The 17,706-nt window shown below is 69.4% G+C and carries 12 protein-coding genes and 2 pseudogenes; 6 read left to right on the top strand and 8 right to left on the bottom strand.

Annotation, left to right across the window (positions count from 1 at the left end):
- Window positions 1-5: 5 nt before the first annotated feature.
- From ACPCHZ_RS21050 to ACPCHZ_RS21035, 4 genes are all read left to right on the top strand, one after another.
- Entirely contained in the window at window positions 6-2,333 is a 2,328-nt protein-coding gene (locus ACPCHZ_RS21050) for a CaiB/BaiF CoA transferase family protein (protein WP_423486512.1), read from the top strand.
- Window positions 2,330-3,094, top strand: coding sequence for an SDR family NAD(P)-dependent oxidoreductase (locus ACPCHZ_RS21045; RefSeq protein ID WP_423486511.1), 765 nt, complete (start codon window positions 2,330-2,332; stop codon window positions 3,092-3,094). Before ACPCHZ_RS21050 ends, ACPCHZ_RS21045 begins: the two co-directional genes overlap by 4 nt.
- A complete protein-coding gene (locus ACPCHZ_RS21040; RefSeq protein WP_423486510.1) occupies window positions 3,091-4,365 on the top strand; it encodes a hypothetical protein in 1,275 nt (424 codons plus the stop codon). The genes ACPCHZ_RS21045 and ACPCHZ_RS21040 overlap by 4 nt, the downstream gene beginning before the upstream one ends.
- A gap of 246 nt (window positions 4,366-4,611) precedes the next feature.
- The gene (locus ACPCHZ_RS21035; protein WP_423486509.1) at window positions 4,612-6,807 is read left to right on the top strand and encodes an EAL domain-containing protein; all 2,196 of its coding nucleotides are present in this window, start codon (window positions 4,612-4,614) and stop codon (window positions 6,805-6,807) included.
- Between the two features lie 3 nt (window positions 6,808-6,810).
- Here the strand turns inward: ACPCHZ_RS21035 and ACPCHZ_RS21030 are convergent, their stop codons facing one another.
- The 4 genes from ACPCHZ_RS21030 to ACPCHZ_RS21015 are packed head-to-tail and all read right to left on the bottom strand — an operon-like array spanning window position 6,811 to window position 10,559.
- Window positions 6,811-7,737 (bottom strand): DUF7065 domain-containing protein, encoded by a 927-nt coding sequence (locus tag ACPCHZ_RS21030; RefSeq protein WP_423486508.1) that lies wholly within the window; start codon window positions 7,735-7,737, stop codon window positions 6,811-6,813.
- The gene (locus ACPCHZ_RS21025) at window positions 7,727-8,674 is read right to left on the bottom strand and encodes an SDR family oxidoreductase (RefSeq protein ID WP_423486681.1); all 948 of its coding nucleotides are present in this window, start codon (window positions 8,672-8,674) and stop codon (window positions 7,727-7,729) included. Before ACPCHZ_RS21025 ends, ACPCHZ_RS21030 begins: the two co-directional genes overlap by 11 nt.
- Window positions 8,668-9,894, bottom strand: coding sequence for a cytochrome P450 (locus ACPCHZ_RS21020; RefSeq protein WP_423486507.1), 1,227 nt, complete (start codon window positions 9,892-9,894; stop codon window positions 8,668-8,670). The genes ACPCHZ_RS21025 and ACPCHZ_RS21020 overlap by 7 nt, the downstream gene beginning before the upstream one ends.
- Window positions 9,891-10,559: a TetR/AcrR family transcriptional regulator gene (locus ACPCHZ_RS21015; RefSeq protein WP_423486506.1), complete on the bottom strand. Its 669-nt coding sequence runs from the start codon at window positions 10,557-10,559 to the stop codon at window positions 9,891-9,893. The genes ACPCHZ_RS21020 and ACPCHZ_RS21015 overlap by 4 nt, the downstream gene beginning before the upstream one ends.
- A 255-nt stretch (window positions 10,560-10,814) precedes the next feature.
- Between ACPCHZ_RS21015 and ACPCHZ_RS21010 the strand changes: the two genes are divergently transcribed.
- Window positions 10,815-11,390: an excalibur calcium-binding domain-containing protein gene (locus tag ACPCHZ_RS21010; protein ID WP_423486505.1), complete on the top strand. Its 576-nt coding sequence runs from the start codon at window positions 10,815-10,817 to the stop codon at window positions 11,388-11,390.
- Between the two features lie 104 nt (window positions 11,391-11,494).
- Here the strand turns inward: ACPCHZ_RS21010 and ACPCHZ_RS21005 are convergent.
- Window positions 11,495-12,038 (bottom strand): annotated as a pseudogene (locus ACPCHZ_RS21005) (YceI family protein).
- Between the two features lie 200 nt (window positions 12,039-12,238).
- Entirely contained in the window at window positions 12,239-14,818 is a 2,580-nt protein-coding gene (locus tag ACPCHZ_RS21000; protein WP_423486504.1) for a bifunctional FO biosynthesis protein CofGH, read from the bottom strand.
- 180 nt (window positions 14,819-14,998) lie between these two features.
- Here ACPCHZ_RS21000 and ACPCHZ_RS20995 point away from each other — a divergent pair, with 180 nt between their 5' ends.
- The gene (locus ACPCHZ_RS20995) at window positions 14,999-16,186 is read left to right on the top strand and encodes a hypothetical protein (RefSeq protein ID WP_423486503.1); all 1,188 of its coding nucleotides are present in this window, start codon (window positions 14,999-15,001) and stop codon (window positions 16,184-16,186) included.
- Window positions 16,187-16,192: 6 nt separating this feature from the next.
- Here the strand turns inward: ACPCHZ_RS20995 and ACPCHZ_RS20990 are convergent, their stop codons facing one another.
- Together ACPCHZ_RS20990 and mshB are read right to left on the bottom strand one after the other, a co-directional pair.
- Window positions 16,193-16,654, bottom strand: a complete 462-nt coding sequence (locus ACPCHZ_RS20990; RefSeq protein WP_423486502.1) for a hypothetical protein — start codon at window positions 16,652-16,654, stop codon at window positions 16,193-16,195.
- 120 nt (window positions 16,655-16,774) lie between these two features.
- Window positions 16,775-17,617: pseudogene (mshB, locus tag ACPCHZ_RS20985) on the bottom strand (N-acetyl-1-D-myo-inositol-2-amino-2-deoxy-alpha-D-glucopyranoside deacetylase); the annotation flags it as partial.
- Window positions 17,618-17,706 lie beyond the last annotated feature (89 nt).

Genomic DNA, 17,706 nt, shown 5'->3' with positions numbered 1-17,706 from the left:
CTGCCATGTCGGCACTGACGGGCATGCGGATCGTCGAACTCGCCGAGTCGGTGGCCGGCGAGTACTGCGGCAAGCTGCTCGCCGACTTCGGCGCCGACGTGGTGAAGGTCGAACGGCCCGGGTGGGGCAGTCCCACCCGGGCCATGGCACCCGTGATCGACGGCGAGAGTGTGGTATTCGCCTACCTGAACACCAACAAGCGATCCGTCGCACTCGATCGCGTCGACGACGCCGACGCCGTGAACGCCCTCGTCGCCACGGCCGACGCCGTGATCGACGACCACGATCCCGAGTGGGCCGCCGAGGCGCACCGGCGCCATCCGGCGGTGGTGTTCTGCTCGGTGACGGCCTACGGCCGCGGCGCGTCACCCACCCGGCAGAACGCGCGCGGCATCAACGTGTTCCACAGCAGCGGCTGGGGCTACCACACACCCAGCCACGCCGATCCGACCAGGCCACCGCTTCAGGCGCCGGGCCGGCTGCTCACCGACTACGAGGCCGGGCTGGACGCGGCGATGTGTGTCGCCGCGTGCCTGTACTCCCTATCACTCTGCGGGGCAGGCGAGTTCGTTGACATCTCGCAGCAGGCCGTGCTGGTCTCGCGCGCCGACTGCATCCTCGGCAGATTCGTCGCCGGTGAGATCGCACCGGAGAACACCCGCGACGATTTCGACCAGCAGGGCCCGGCGTCGTTCTTCACCTGCGCCGATGGCCACGTCTACCTGTACATGACCAGCGGCACCCACTGGGCGAACCTCAAAGTGCTGATGGGCCACCCGGCGTGGCTGGACGCCTTCGAGGACGACTGGCTGGAGTTCTCCGTCACTCCCGAGAAGGTGGCCACCTTCCACCGCGGCTTCGCCGGCTGGATCGAGGGCCGCCGCCGGGAGACCGTCGCCGAGCAGGCTCAGCGCGCCGGCGTGCCGCTGGTGCCCGTCAACGACGCCGAGGACCTGCACCGCTCGCCGCAGTACCGCCACCGCGGCTTCTTCCGCGACGTGGTTCACCCGGTCCTCGGCGTCGGTCATCACCCCACTGTCCCCTACGTGATGAGCGCGTCGCCGGCACAGGTGCCCTGCGCCGCACCGGCTCTCGGCCGCCACAGTGCCGAGACACCGTGGCCCCCGCGACCCGACCGGCACGGGCCTACGCACCCGCCGGCGACGACGCAGCGCGGCGGACCGCTGGCGGGGGTGCGCGTCGTCGAGCTGACGAAGGTGTGGGCCGGGCCGTATGCCGGCAAGCTGCTGGCTTTCCTCGGCGCCGAGGTGATCAAGGTCGAGAACGCCGCCCGGCCGGAGGAGATGCGGGCCTACGGCGGCACCGACGTCAACCACGCCCCCTACTTCCTCAGCATCAATCCCGAGATCCTCAGCGTCGACCTCGACATCAAGACGTCCGACGGGATGGGCCGGCTGCGCGAGCTGATCGCCCACAGCGACATCGTCCTCAACAATCTTCGGCCCGGCGCGATGGAACGTCAGGGCCTCGGCTACGCGGACCTCACGGCCATCAGACCGGACCTCATCTCGGTGTCGATCAAGATGTGGGGCAACGACGGACCGCTGGGCTACCAGACCGGTTACGCGCCGTGCTTCGCCGCACTGGCCGGCCTCGCCTCGCTGGTGGGTTACGAGGGTGGCCCACCGCTCGGCGCCAGCATGCGGTACGGCGATTCCACGGTCGGCGCCGCCGCAGCCTTCGCCGCCGTTGCGGCACTGTTGCACCGAGACCGCACCGGCGAAGGACAATTCGTCGACGTGTCCGCGGTCGAGGTGCTGTCGTCGATGATCGGCGACAGCCTGCTCGCCCACGACCTGACCGGACGCGTTCCCGCACCCGCCGGGAACCGGCACCCCGACATGGCGCCGCACGGCTGCTACCCCTGCACGGGCGGGGACTGGGTCAGCATCGCCGTCGACGGTGACGCCGAGTGGTCGGCACTGTGTGCCGCGCTCGGCGCCGACGACCTCGGGGGCGACGAGCGGTACCGGACCAAGCCGGACCGGCTGCGCCATGCCGCCGCGCTGGACGCCGCCCTGGCCGGTCTCACCGCCGGCCTGGACGCCGGGCCGCTGGCGATCCGCCTGCAGGACGCCGGGGTTGCGGCCGCCAAGAGCGCCACGGCGCTCGACGTGATCGGTGACGAACTCCTGTGGGAGCGCGGCCTGTACCGATTCGTGTCCGACCACCGGGAAGGCGCACGGCCGGTGCTCGGGCCGTCGTGGCGGATGGCACGGGACCCCGCCCGCGTCGAACGAGGGGCACCCGACCTCGGCGAGCACAATGACTACGTGTTCGGTGACATCCTCGGCGCGCAGGAGATGCGATGACAGCAGCACTGACCGGCACCGTCGCCCTGGTGACCGGCGCGAGCAGCGGCATCGGCGCGGCGACGGCGCGGATGCTCGCGGCACAGGGAGCGAACGTGGCGCTGCTGGCTCGCCGCGCCGACCGCCTCGCCGAGGTGGCCGCGGCCATCGAGGCCGACGGCGGCGCCGCGCTGGCCGTGCCCGCCGATGTGAGCGACAGGGAGCAGGTCACCGCAGCCGTGGCCGCCGCGGTGTCCCGGTGGGACAGGCTGGACATCCTGGTGAACAACGCCGGGCTGATCCGCACGGGCGAGGCGGTCGGCGCCTCCCTCGACGACTGGGACGACCTGGTCACCGTCAACGTGCAGGGGGTGTTGTACGCGACGCGCGCCGCGCTGCCGCACCTGGTCGACGCGGCCGCCGACTCGCCGCGCGGTGTCGCCGACGTGGTCACCGTGAGCTCCACCGCAGGCTGGGTGGCCCGGCCCGGCACCGCGGTGTACTCGCTGACGAAGTTCGGCGTCAACGCATTCAGCGAGGGACTGCGGCAGGAACTCGTCGACAGCCGGGTACGCGTCGGCGTCGTCGGCCCCGGCACGGTCGACACGGAGATCAACGACCACCTGCCCGCCGACTCCCGCGCGGCGATCGAACAGCGCACCGCCGGGATGGTGAAGCTGCGGTCGGAGGACGTCGCCGACGCGGTGACCTACATGGTGACGCGTGATCGGCGGGTGGCCGTCAACCACATTCTGGTGCGTGCCGCCGAGCAGACGTGGTGAGCGGCGCCTGGCCCACCGGCGACCACCTCGGCATCGCGTTCCCCGCACACATAGCCGCCCTGCGCGACGGCGGCGCGGCGTTCCTCACCGAGGCGTTCCGGGCGGCAGGGGCGCTGGACGCCGACAACCGGATCGTGCGGGTCGTCGGCTGCGACGAGGTGCCCGGCGGCAGCACGGGGCGCAAGGCGTCGCTGGACGTGGAGTATCAGCGCGCAGGCCCACCCACGGCGCTGTTCGTGAAGTTCTCCCGCGACTTCGACAATCCGGTACGCGACCACGGCAGAACGCAGATGGCAGCCGAGGTCACGTTCGCGATGCTCGCCCAGGCGCCCGGTTTCCCGATCGCGGTACCGCGCACCATGTTCGCCGACTACCACGGCGCCAGCGGCACCGGGGTGCTGATCACCGAGCGGATACCGTTCGGCCGCAACGGCATCGAGCCGCAGCATCACAAGTGCCGCGACGACGAGATGGCGTCGCCCGAGGAGCACTACCGGGCGCTGCTCACCGCCCTGGCCCGGCTGGTGGGGGCGCACAGGTCCGGGCTGCTGCCCGCCCACCTCACCGGGTCCTTTCCCGTCGACCTGCAGGCCGCCGCCGTCGGCGAACCCGCGCCGTTGACCGCCGACCGCCTCGATCGACGATTGGCCCGGCTCGGCGAGTTCGCGCGCGCCCACCCCGCGCTGCTGCCCACCGGTACCGGTGCGCCGGATTTCCTCGACCGGCTCGGCGAACAGGCCCACGAGGTGATGCGCCGCGAACCGGACATCTGGCACAGCCTGGCCGCCGCGTCGGATCACATCGCGCTGTGCCACTGGAACGCCAACGTCGACAACGCCTGGTTCTGGCGCGACGCCGACGGCACCATGCGCTGCGGACTGCTGGACTGGGGCTGTGTGAGCCGGATGAACGTCGCGATGGCGATCTGGGGATCGCTCAGCGGCGCCGAGACCGCGTTGTGGGACGAGAGTTTCGACGAGCTGACCCAGGTGTTCTGCGCCGAGGTGGCCGCCTCGGGCGGACCGCACCTCGATCCCGCCGGACTGCGCCGGCACGTGCTGCGTTACACCGCATTGATGGGCATCACCTGGCTGCTCGGTGTGCCGGCGCTGGTGGCGGCCCGGGTGCCCGACGCCGGCCCGGACACCACCCGCTTCGACCCGCGCATCCGTGACGACGAGAGCGTGCGGGCACCGCTGCAGATGCTGAGCAACGTCCTCAACCTCTGGCGTACCCGGGACCTGGCCGCGGCCCTGACCGAACTCGGGTAGCGCGCTTGGGAGTGACGTCCTCAGCCCGCTTTGCTATCGTCACGATCGGTGCCTAGCAAACACACGGCGGCATCGTCCAGTGGTTCTGTGACAATCGACGCGGTCGGGAAGGGTATGGAGCAAATCTTGTCCGCTGGAAACGAAAGTGCGCCGGAGGTCGCGGACCCTCCGCGTGCCGGCGGGCGCGACCGTCGCAGGCAGCTTCGCGGACCGCCGACTCCACGCTCGTCAGACATCGAGAGCATCGTGCGCGATGCGCTGAACGATGTCGATGTCCTCCAGGCGGTGCTCGACAGTTCACCGGACATGGTGACCATCTCGGAAGCCTCGGGACACGTCCTCTACATCAACTCGTCCGGCCTGGCCATGGTGGGAATGACGGCATTGTCACCGGTTCGGCCGCTGACAATGGATGAATTCTTCGTTCGATCCGGAAGCACGGTCGAGACGGAGATGCCCGTCGACTTCTCGAGGGAGGGGCACGGATTCTCGGAACTGAAGAACTTCTCCTTCGCCAGCGACGGGCCCATACCGGTCGAGATCACGACTTTCGTCGTCGACCGACCCGATGGCCGGGGCAATGTCGTCGTGTCCGTCATCCGGGATCGCAGAAGCGCCCAGAGTCACGACAAATGGCATGCTGCCGCGCGGGAATCGACCTACCTGGCCGCTGAGCAGAGGGCGGTGGCCAAATTGAGCAGGCTGGCCCTCGATGGGGACCTCGATCAGCTACTCGACTCGGCCACCACCGCGGCCTCGACGCTCATGGGCGTCAATCGATCGATGGTCACCTGCCCGGTCGAGGGCGACGACGAATCGATTGCCGTGGTGGGGTTCTCCGGTCAACCGCCGAGACCGCTGCTCCTGCCCGCCGGACACCGGTCGCTGATGGGATACACACTCGCCGTCAACGACGTGGTGGTGTGCGAAGACCGCGACCAGGAATCACGATTCTCCACAGAGGGAATGGCAAGTTACGGCTTTCGCAGCGGCGCCTGCGTACCCATACCCGGAACCGACGGCCCGTGGGGAGCGTTGTCGGTGCACAGCAACGACAATCGCGTGTACAGCGAACGCGACGTGGCCTTCCTGCAGACCGTGGCAGACGTGCTCTCGGCAGCGATCCGGCGCGTCGAACTCGATCGGCAACTGCGCGAGCGCAGTATGCATGATTCGCTGACCGGACTGCCCAATCGGACACTGGCCTACGAACGCATCGAACACACGCTTGCCCGCGCACAACACGACGGGACGACGATGGCGGTGCTCGTGCTCGACATCGACGACTTCAAGATCATCAACGACAGTCTCGGGCACGAAGCCGGCGATCGCGCACTCGTCCGTCTCGCCGGTCGTCTCGCCACGGCCGTCCGACCGCAGGACACGGTAGCCCGCGTCGGCGGCGACGAATTCCTCGTCATCGCCGAGGACATCCGGGGAATCGACCAGGCATGCGAGTTGGCGAGCGCGCTGACCACCGCGGTCAACAGTCCACCACCGACGGGCGTCGACCCGACACCGCTCAGCGTCAGCATCGGCATCGCGGTCTCGGAAGCCGACTCCACGCGGCAGCAGCTGATCCACCACGCCGATCTGGCGATGTATCGGGCCAAGGATTCCGGAAACGGTGGCAGCGCCGTCTTCGACCACGGCGACCTCTACGACGCCGAACGGACGCGACGCCTCTCGGTCGATCTGCGCACCGCGCTCGGTGATGGCGAGCTGAATCTGTTCTATCAACCGATCTTCTCCATCGCCACCGGCGAGCTCGTGGCCATGGAAGCTCTGGCCCGATGGTCGCACCCGGACCTCGGCGTGATCGACCCGACCGAGTTCGTCGCGGTTGCCGAGCGCACCGGTGTGGTCGGCGATCTCGGCGAATGGGCGCTCTACACGGCTTGTGCGCAGGCGACCTCGTGGCGCACGTTCTGTGATGTCGGTGTCCGCGTCAACGTGAGCGCGCTGCAGCTGCGCGACGCCGCATTCGTGAACAAGGTGGTCGCCGTCTTGGTGTCCACCGGGCTCGATCCCGCCGCTCTGGGGCTGGAAATCACCGAGACGGTGTGGGTTTCGGACACCGCGCGGGTAGCGGGCACGCTGACGGCATTGCACGACATGGGCATCGGGATCTCGCTCGACGACCTCGGCAGCGGATACAGCTCGATCGCCTATCTGACTCGCTACCCCGTGTTCGAGTGCTTCAAGATCGACAAGTCGTACATCCAGGACCTTCCCGCCGCTCGCCCGAGTGCAATCGTCGCCGCGGTGGTGATGCTCGCCCGCGCTTTCGATCTCACCGTCGTCGGCGAAGGCGTCGAAACGGTGCAGCAACTGGAGATCCTGCGGGCGTGCGGATGTGACCTCGCGCAGGGCTTCCTCCTCGGCAAGCCGATGACCGCCGACCAGGCAACCGCGGAACTGAGTCGAGCGGCGAAGGGATAGCGGTCAGCGGGACGAGACGTCCGGGTCCGACGAGCGGATGAGCGACCGGACCTGCTCGCGGGCGAAGAATTCCTGGTCCTCGCCCCAGCCCTGCAGGCCGTCCCACCGCCAGTCGGTCAACGTCCAGAACGTCATGCGGCCCGGCCAACCGAGCCAGCGCAGCGCGGTGCGGACCTCGCCCTCGGCATGCAGGCTGCGGCCCAGGTGGTCCTCGGCGTCGAGCACCACCTGCGCGGGCGCGCCGGCACGTCGACTCAGCACGCGCCGGGTGCCCTTGACCAGCTCGCCGAGTTCACCGTCGCGCATCAGGTAGCCACCGATGACGACGTCGCCGCCCGGTTCGCGGCCGGCGATCGTGATGGTGTGCCAGTGCGCTTCGGGTGAGGCGATCGCCCACAGGTAGTCACCCGGCCGCCTGGCGCCGGGGTCGTGCGGACCCCACGTGCGGTCGCGCATCGAGTAGCAGTCCACGTCGGTTCGCTCGCCGTCGAGCACGAGCGATCCCGTCATCCGGCCCGGCTGGTCGAAGTGGTGCGGCGCACCGCCGGTGCCGTCGCCCAGCGTGTGCGGCGCCATCAGCGACGACCATTCCAGGTCGAGTTCGAACCCGAGCGCGTCGTACGACAGCCGGTAGCGGTGCGTGGGTTCGACGACCTTGTGGCGCAAGGAGTTCGGCAGGGTGAAGTCGCCGAAGTCCAGGGCGCCGGTCGGTGGTTGCTGCCACCGCCAGTCGTAGAAGAGGCAGTCGTAGACCTCCTCGCCCGTCGGGTCCCACAGTGCCGGTCCGCCGCCGGAGATCCCGGTGCGTGCGTCATGGAAGTAGTAGATGAACCCGTTGATGTCGCGCTCGGGCACGGCGAAGCCGAACCAGCCGCTCTCGTTCCAGTACGGGTCGTCCCCCGGCGGGTGGAACAGCTCGTCACCCGCCATAGCTGATCCCGGTGAGCCGCTCGGAGAGGGCCCACAGTTCGCGGCAGTCGTTCTCGCTGTGCGCCCGTCGTGGCACCTTGGCGAATGTGACTCCCCCGCCTGCAGTTTCGTAGAACCCGCGCGGCCCGTAGTAGGCGGCGCCGTCGGCGGCCGATGACACGGCGGCGTACAGCGTCGGCTTGATCGCCTCGTCGACCTCGAGCCACATGAACGGCAGCAGCTGCCACGTCAGCTGGGTGAGCCGGGCCTGCAGCGTAGGGGCGTCGCGACCGTAAGAGGCGCCGCTGAGCAGGTTGGTCTTGGCCAGGCCCGGATGCGCGGCGTTGGAGCTGACGGTCCAGCCGTTGCGGCGGCTGCGCCGGTCGAGTTCCATCGCGAACATCAACTGCGCCAGCTTGGCGATGCCGTAGCTCTGCATCGATTTGTAACCGCGCTCGGCGTTCGGGTCGGTGAAGTCGAGGTGGCGCTGGGTGGCGGCGATGCTGCTGACGGTGACCACCCGCGCGGACGGCGCCGCGCGCAGCAGCGGCAGCAGATGACCGGTCAGGGCGAAGTGCCCGAGGTGGTTCGCGCCGAACTGCAGCTCGAAGCCGTCGCCGGTCTGCTGGCGGTGCGGTGGCGTCATCACCCCGGCGTTGTTGATCAGTATGTCGATCGGCCGGCCCTCGGATCCGAGGTACTCCCCCAGCGCGGCAACGCTTTCCAGGGAAGCGAGGTCAAGCTGCGCGATGGACAATTTCGCGGCGGGCATGGCGGCACGGATGTCGGCGGCGGCCGTCTCGCCTTTGGCGCGGTTGCGGACCGCGAGCACCACGTCGGCGCCGGCCGCTGCCAGTGCTCGCGACAGCCCGAGGCCCAGCCCGCTGTTGGCGCCGGTGACGACGGCGAGTCTGCCGGTGAGCTCGGGAACGTCGAGGGTCAGGCCGTCCTTCACCAGGTGACCGGCAGCTCGTAGAGGCCGTAGGCGAGGGCGTCGTGTTTGAACGGCAATTCGTCGAGCGGCACGGCGAGCCGAATCGTGGGGATGCGGCGCAGCAGCGACGGCAGCACGATCTGCAGTTCCATGCGGGCCAGCTGCTGACCGACACACTGGTGGCGGCCGTACCCGAAGCCGACGTGGGGGCCATTCTGGCGCAACAGGTCCAACCGGTCCGGGTCGGGGAACTGGCGGGGGTCCCAATTGGCCGGGGCGACGTCGAGGATGATGCCCTCGCCGGCCCGGATGGTTTCGCCGTCCACCTCGATGTCCTCGACCGCGATGCGGCGCTGGCCGGTCTGGATGATGCTGCAGTACCGCATGAGTTCCTCGACGGCGGCGGCGATCACCTTCGGGTCGTCGGTGTCGCGCAACAGTGCCTGCTGTTCGGGGTGCTCGAGCAGTGCGGCGACGCTGACGCTGAGTTGACCGGCAGTGGTCTCGTGGCCGGCGATGAGCACGCCGGTGGCGAGTTGCGCCGCCTCCTTCACGCTGATCTCCTCGGCCTTGACCCGCTCGGCGAGGTCGGACACCAGATCCTCGGCGGGATCGGTCATCTTCGTGGTGATGAGGTTCATCAGGTACTTGAACAGCGCGCCTGCGCCTTTCGCGGAGTCCTCGGCGCTGGCGTAGCGGCTCATGCCCCGGTTGGCCTGCTCCTGGAAGAATTCGGCGTCCTCGTACGGCACGCCGAGCATCTCGCTGATCACCAACGACGGGATCGGCAGCGTCAACTTGTCGACGAGGTCGGCCGGTTGCGGGCCGGCCAGGATCGCGTCCATGTGGTCGTCGGTGATCTTCTGCACCGCGGGCCGCAGCGCCTCGACGCGCTTGAAGGTGAACGGCCGCGACAGCATCCGGCGATACCGGGTGTGCTCCTCGGCATCGGAGGTGAACACCGAGCGGGGCCGGCGGTCGACCGTGGCCAGCATGCCCTCGTTCCAGTGCGGGTAGCCGGGTAGACGGTCGTCGACACTGGCGCGTGCGTCGGCGAACAGCGAGCGGATCGCCTCGTAGCCGGTGATCAGCCACGGCGTGCTGCCGTCCCAGATGCGCACGCGGCTGAGCTGACGGACGGCGTTGGCCTGCAGCGCTTCCGGCGGCGGCGCGAACGGGCAGCCCGGCGCGCGGGTCATCGGGAAGTCGGGGACGGTGTCGGCGTCGTGCAGCACGTCGGTCATGGGCGCTCCTTTGATCGGGCGGTTCGGACGGGCGCCTGCCACAGCCCGGCGATGGCGTCGACGAGGCCCTCCGCCGCGACCGGCCACGGCGATCGCGCCCGGGAACCGTATTCGGCCAGCGCACTCTCGTGTTCGGCGCAGGTGTGCATCAACAGGTTGCGGGCCATGACGATGCGTTCGAAGCGGACCCGTCGGGGCAGGTCCGGCAGGCAGCGGGTGATGCCGTCGATGGCTTGCACGAGCAGCGGCGAGCCGAGCGCATCCCTCGTGACCAGTTGGCGGCACTGCGGGTCGGCCATCGCCTGGGCGGCGAAGCGGGCGTACCAACTCGGGCTGCCGAGCGTGTCGAGGTGGTCGGTCAGCGGTGTGACCAGGGCGCTGACCCAGTCGCTGAGTTCGGTCGATCCGGCGATCTCGGCGAGCCTGCGGGCGCGCAGCGACTCGATCGGGCCGCGGTGTTTGGCCTCGATGGCGCGCAACAGGTCGGTGCGGGTGCCGAAGTGATAGCAGACCGCGGCGTTGTTGCCCTGGCCTGCGGCCTCACTGATCTGCCGGTTGGACACGGCGTGCATCCCGCGCTCGGCGAACAGGCGCTCGGCGGCGGTGAGGATCAGCTGGCGTGTGCCCGACGAACGATCGCTGCTGAGCACTCGCGCGGCAGTCACGGTTCTGAGTGAACTACGTCACCCGACTTAAATCAAGCAGTTTATTTAGTTTTCATTCGCGGGGCCCCCCGCGAGCCGGGGGCACCACCCGCTTGCGGGGCCCCCGCGAGCGTGCGTGTCTGCCCCTCGACACGCCGCGAATCGGCGGCATTCTGCGCACGCTCGCGGACGACGAGCGGCGGGTAACGATCATGACTGGCACGCCGATGATCCCCTCGGCGGCAACGAGCCGCCTGCTCGATTCCTGGGGGAAGAATGTTGAAGATTGCAATCGGTATGGGCTGCGCGGCGCTGGCGGTTCCGGCCTTCGCGCTGGTCACCGCGCCGTCGGCGGGGGCATATGGCAGCTGCGCCGAAGCCAGGGCGGCCGGCGCCGCGCCGCTGTTCGCGGGCCAGCCCGGCTACAGCCGCAAACTCGACCGAGATGGCGACGGGGTGGCGTGCGAGTCGGGCGGCGGCGGTGGCGCACCGGTCTACGCGCCGGCGCCGTTCGTACCGGTTGCGCCGTCGCCGACGCCCGATGCCCCGCCTTCGGCTGCGCCCGCTGCCCTCGGCGCGAATGTCGTCGTCGACTGGACGGGCACCGACTGCATCGACATCACCATCCCGACGCCGGACGGCGCCTCGACGCAGACCGTCAACCGCTGCGGCGGTCACGCCGACTTCTCGCAGCCCGAGGGCGACCCGACCGCCGCCATCGGCGCCGATCCCGCGATCGGCGGGGCGCAGACGCTTTCGTGCGAGATCCTCGACGACCGCCTGCTCGACAGCGGCGACGCCGGCGACGGCCAAGACGTCAACTGCCTGACGACGGTGGGTCAGCTGCCGTAGCGGCGAAGCGCACGGTCACCCCGCCGCGAGCGTGCGCAGTCTGCGGCACGTCACCGGCGTGTCGACCAGCAGACACGCACGCTCGCGGAGAAGGACGGAGGGGCCTAGGCCTGCTTGAGGGCCTCGATCTCCAGGGTGATGGTGATCTTGTCGCCGACGACGGCGCCGCCGGTCTCGAGCGGCATGTCGAGGTCGATGCCGAAGTCCCTGCGGTTCAACACCCGACGCCTCGAAGCCGGCGACCTCGCCGTGGCCCATGCCGGGGCTGACGCCGTTGAACTCCAGGTCGAGGCTCACCGGCTTGGTGACGCCCTTGAGGCTGAAGTCACCGTCGAGGACGTAGCGGTCGCCGTCGGCGCGCACACCGGTCGAGGTGAAGGTCGCGGTCGGATAGGTGGCGGCGTCGAAGTAATCGGCCGACTTCAGGTGTGCGTCGCGCTGCTCGTTGCGGGTGTTGATCGAGTCGACGGCGATCTCGGCGGTGACCGACGGGGTGCCGTCCTCGGCCACGGTGATTGCGCCGCTGAACGTGTCGAACGTGCCGCGCACCTTGCTGACCATGAGGTGGCGTACCGAGAAAGCGATGGTGGAGTGCACCGGGTCGATGGCCCAGGTGCCGGTGGCGAGTGCGGTGGTTGCGGTGGTCATGTCAGTCTCCTGATCCGAGCGCCGGTACTTCCGACGTCTTCTCCCGTATCAAGCGGACTGCGGTCCGATTCATTCCCGAGGGGCGGCGCCGCATCTATTCGACCACTTCGCTTCGACACGAGCGTGCGCGTCTGTACGCCCGACGCGGCGTGTCGGCGTGCAGACACGCACGCTCGCGGAGGTACCGCTGCGGAACGCGCTCAGGCGGCCAGCGGGGTGTAGGTGGTGGTGCGCTGACGGGCCGGACGGCCGATGCCCTCGGCGATCGCGACGAGTTCCTCGACCGACTTCGCCGACCCGTTCTCCGACCCGGCCATCCGCGAGATGGTCTCCTCCATCAGCGTCCCGCCCAGGTCGTTGGCGCCGCCCTGCAGCATCACCTGGGTGCGTTCCACCCCAAGCTTCACCCAGCTGGTCTGGATGTGAGAGATCCGCCCGTGCAGCATGATCCGGGCCAGCGCATGCACGGCGCGGTTGTCGCGGTGCGTCGGCCCCGGCCGGGAACCGCCGGCCAGATACAGCGGCGAACTCTGGTGGACGAACGGCAGCGGCACGAACTCGGTGAAACCACCGGTGCGGTCCTGGATCTCGCGCAGCACCCGCAGATGCCCCACCCAGTGCCGCGGCTGGTCGACGTGGCCGTACATCATCGTCGAGCTCGACTGCAGGCCCACCTCGTGGGCGGTGGAGACGACCTCGATCCACATCGACGTCGGCAGCTTGCCCTTGGTGAGGATCCAGCGCACCTCGTCGTCGAGGATCTCCGCGGCGGTGCCGGGGATCGATCCGAGACCCGCTTCGCGCAGGGCGATCAGCCACTCGCGGATGGACAACCCGCTCTTGGTGACGCCGTTCGCGATCTCCATCGGGCTGAACGCGTGCACGTGCATCGACGGCACCCGCGCCTTGACCGCGCGAACCAGGTCGGCGTAGCCCGTCACCGGCAGCTCGGGGTCGATGCCACCCTGCATGCACACCTCGGTGGCGCCGGCGACGTGGGCTTCCCACGCCCGGTCGGCGACCTCGTCAGTGGACAGCGAGAACGCATCGGCGTCACCCTTGCGCTGGGCGAACGCGCAGAACCGGCAGCCGGTGTAGCAGATGTTGGTGAAGTTGATGTTGCGGTTGACGACGAAGGTCACGTCGTCGCCCACCACGTCGCGGCGCAACGAATCCGCAAGCGCGGCAACGGCGTCCAATGCCGGGCCGTCGGCCGTCGCCAGCGCCAGATAGGCGTCGTCGGACAGGCCGCCCGGGTCGCGCTCGGCGGCGCGCAGGGCCACCAGCACGTCGGTGTCGATGCGCTCGGGTGCTCGCGCCGCCAGATCCTGCACCTTCTCGCGGATCGACTCCCAGTCGCCGAAGGCGCTGCCGAGGTCGCTGCGCGTCTCGGTGCGGCGGCCCTCGCTGTCGATCGTCTCGTTCAGGTCGATCCGGCCGAGGGACTGCAGCGCTTCGTCGGGTTCCTGCCACGGCCGTCCGACCGGGTTGACGTCGAGCGCGAGACCGGTGTCCGGGTCGGCGAGTGCGTCGACGTGTCCGCGGACCCGCGGGTCGATCCATGCGGCGCCGCCCTGCACGTACTGCGGTTGCGCGGTCAGGCGCTGCGTCAGGTCGTAACCGGCCTCCGCGGTGACCTCGGCGAGGTCGTCCAGCGCCGGCCACGGCCGCTCCGGGTTGACGTGGTCGGGTGTCAGCGGTGACACGCCGCCCCAGTCGTCGACGCCGGCGCCGATGAGCGCGAGGCACTCCTCACGCGAAACCAGATTCGGCGGCGCCTGGATGCGCATCTTCGGGCCCAGTACCAGTCTCGTGACCGCGATCGTCGCGAGGAAGTCGTCGATCCCGGCGTCGGGTGTCGCGGCCATCGCGGTGTGGTCCTTGGCCCGGAAGTTCTGCACGATCACTTCCTGGACATGCCCGAACTCCTTGTGCGAACGGCGGATCGCGTGCATCGTCTCGGCGCGTTCCGTCAGCGTCTCGCCGATGCCGACCAGCAGTCCGGTGGTGAACGGGATGGACAACCGGCCAGCGTCGTCCAGGGTGCGCAGCCGGACGGTGGGGTCCTTGTCCGGACTGCCGTAGTGAGCGAGGCCCTTGGTCTCGAAGAGCCGACGCGACGTGGTCTCGAGCATCATGCCCATTGACGGCGCGACCGGCTTGAGCCGCGACAGTTCCGACCAGCTCATCACTCCGGGATTGAGGTGCGGAAGCAGGCCGGTGTCCTCGAGGACCCGGATCGCCATCGCGCGCACGTAGTCGAGGGTCGAGTCGTAGCCGCGCTCGTCGAGCCACTGGCGGGCCTCGTCCCATCGCGCCTCCGGCCGATCGCCGAGAGTGAAAAGCGCTTCCTTGCAACCGAGTTCGGCGCCACGACGGGCCACCTCGAGGATCTCGTCGGGCTCCATGTACATGCCGTGGCCCTGTTGGCGCAGCTTGCCGGGCACGGTGACGAAGGTGCAGTAGTGGCAGGTGTCCCGGCACAGGTGGGTGACGGGGATGAACACCTTGCGTGAGTAGGTGACGGGCAGCCGGCCGTGCGAACCGTGCCGCCCGGCGGCCTCGAGGCCGGCGTCGCGGACACGTGCCGCGCTGGCACACAGATCGTCGAGGTCCTCGCCACGGGCCGTCATCGCGATCGCGGCTTCGTCGACGTTGAGGGCGACGCCGTCGCGGGCGCGCTTCAGCACGCGTCTCAAGGCTGCGGGAGTGGGCGCTGCGGCCGTAGGGGGAACTACCGGGCTGGGCAGATCGGCGCCACGCTGGGGGTTCAGAGCCACTCCGGTGTAACCCCGCCGGTGTCGGAAATCATCCGCGCGTCTCACATCGTGAAACCACTGGTCCTGGCATACCGGCCACAGTAGTCCGAGCGACCTGCGATGTGACGGCCCGCCGGAGCAAAGTGCCGCACCCGGCCCGGCAGTCGCGTATTTTAAGAGCTTCGACCGCGAGGAGCAGCCATGTCCGTCTCCGTCCGCTCATATCTCATGGCGGGCGTGGCAGCTGTCGGCGCTGTGACTATTGCGATCCCGTCCCTGCACGTGGCGCCCCCCGACATCGCCGTCGACTCCACCCACGCTCCCCAGGCCCCGACGGCGCTGACCGAACTGCTGGAGTCCGCGCAGCGGCAGATGGAGCCGTTCCTTCCGGAGCCGCGGCGATCGGGCATGCCCGCGTTGCGGCCCGACGGCGTGGTCATTCCCGGCGCGCTGAGCGCGGTTCCCCCGCCGCCCGCGCCACCGGCGTTGCCGGGTGCCGGCCCCGCCCCGCTCAACGCGGCCAGTGATCTGCTGATCTCCTCCTACCAGTTCATCCAGGAGTGGATCGACTGGGGCGTGGACGTCGCCATCTACGCGACGCAGTTCTTCGGTTGGGTCCCGTTCGTTCCGCTGGCCGGCGCCCAGATCAACCTGTTCTACTACGAGCTGATCAGGCCCATCGCCGACAACGTCGTCTACGACTTCCTGGCTCCGGTGCTCAACGATCCGCTCAACCTCGGTGTGTGGGTCGACGGCGCCGCGAACGCCATCGGCGACAGTGTCATCGATGCGATCAACTTCGGCATCCAGGAATTCAATTACTTCTTCGGCTGGGCCATCCCGCCGGTGCCACCGATCGGGCCGTTCACCGCGGAAGAGGGTCTGCTCAGGACGGTCGCGCTGGAGGACGGCCTGGCGGAGGTCACCACGGAAGCCCTGCCGCCGGTCGTCGACCAGCCGACCGCAGCCGTCGTGGACGAGGCCCCGCCGCTCGACGAGAAGCCGTTGCAGGTCGAGGTCGAACCACAGCCCGTGACCGGCGACGCCGGCGTCCTGCCGGAAGCAGGGCTCGTGGTCGAGCCCGCGCCGGAACTCGTCGTTCCCGTGGAAGACGAACCCGTCGACCCCGCGAGCACACCGGAGATCGTCGAGGACACCGAGGAACCTGCCGGCGCCGAGCCGCCGCGGACGACCAAGCGCGTGAACGAGCGCCTGCGCAAAGCCGCCGACGACGTCCGCACCGGAGTGCGGGGAGCCGTGCGTGAGGCGACGAAGGCCGCCGACCGCATCCGCAGCTCACTCACACCGAAGCGGCGGACGTCCGAGACGACGAGCGAGCGGTCCGACAGCGCGGATCCCGGCAACAGTGACAGCGGCGACGTCGGATAGCGCGACTCAGGAGCGCTGGTTGTGGCGCCAGAGCACCCACACCGGCGCGGCGGTGCCGACGGCGAGGTACAGCAGAACGGCGTAGGCCATCACGCCGGGACCGCCGAACACGATGTCGCCGCCGGGTCCTCCGAGCGTCAGCGCGGCAACGGTCAGGAGCCACGTCCACAGCGGCGTCGCCGCCATCCGGGTCGAGTCGGTCCAATAGGTGGCTGCCCACACCAACCCCGCGTTGACGGCGCCCGCCGCGATCGCGCTGATCGGGAACGGCACCGCGCCGAAGCGCAGGGGTAGGAACAGCGCGCCGAGCGCGGCGCAGACGACGCCGTCCACTGCGAGGACCGCCAGCACGAACGCCCGCACCACGGGGTCGGTCAGGGTGCTGTCCGCGGCTGGAAGCGCGCGGGTCTGTTGAGCGGTCAGGTCGGGATGCTGTCGAGCAATCCGGACAGCGAACCGATCACCCATTGGAAGTTGTCCAGGCGGTCCTGCCAGTGCTGCAGGTTCGGGTCAAGGTCGGGATCCATGGCTGTCCCTTCGGCTGTCGCTGGTTGACGTGGAGCCTACTCCGTCGGAGTTCGGCTGAGCCAGGGTGAGACCGGCGAGTAGGTCGGTTTCCCAACCGCGGGCGTCGCGGTCGCCGGGTTCGCCCGAGACGAGTATGTAGTGCTCGTGCGCCAGAACTGGCATGGCCAGTGTGTTGGACAGCGCGAAGGACTGTCCGTTCGGTGCGACGATGACCTGGGTGGCGTGTGCGCGAAGGGCCGCGATCTTCGCCGGGAGGACGTCGGTGGCATCGACGGCGGCGCCGATCCTGTCGTCCGGATAGCCGAACGGCACCTGCTCGATGCGGGTCCAATCGGCAGGGACGTCGCTCATCGATGCGAGACCCTGCTCGGCGGCGCTGGTGGCGATGACCGTCCAGTAGAACTTGGGCACCCGCCAGGCCGCCGCCTCGATCGCGGCGGTCGTGATGCGGTGTGTCTGGACGTGGTCGGGGTGGCCGTAGCCGCCGTCGGGGTCGTAGGTGACGACGACGTGTGGTCGAAGGTCGTCGATGATCGCGGCGAGTGCGCCGACGGCCTCGGCCGGATCGGCGTCGACGAAGCGTTGGTGGCGCCGCGGCGGTGTGCCTGCCATGCCGGAGTCGCGCCAGTGTCCGGGCCCGCCCAGGTAGTGCGGTGAATCCAGGCCGAGCGCGCGTAGCGCGGCGGTCAGTTCGGCGATCCGGTAGCCGCCGAGTTGGTCGGCCCGGTCCACGGCGAGCTGGCTGTATTGCTCGCCGATGACCTCGCCCTCTTCGCCGAGGGTGCAGGTGACGACGTGCACCTGCGCGCCGCGGGCGACGTAGTGGGCGATCGTCCCGCCGGTGGTGATCGTCTCGTCGTCGGGGTGGGCGTGTACGAACAGCAGTCGCGGCGTCTCAGGCATCGTCGGTGACCCTAGTCGCCGGCCGGTTCACTTGAGGCGGCAACCGGCCGCTTCGACGTCTTTCGGCCGGGCGGTGACGTAGGTTCACC

The organism is Mycobacterium sp. NPDC050041, assembly GCF_049541695.1.
Lineage (GTDB): Bacteria > Actinomycetota > Actinomycetes > Mycobacteriales > Mycobacteriaceae > Mycobacterium.
Note: the sequence above shows the minus strand (reverse complement) of the source record. Positions and strands in the feature narration are given on the sequence as shown.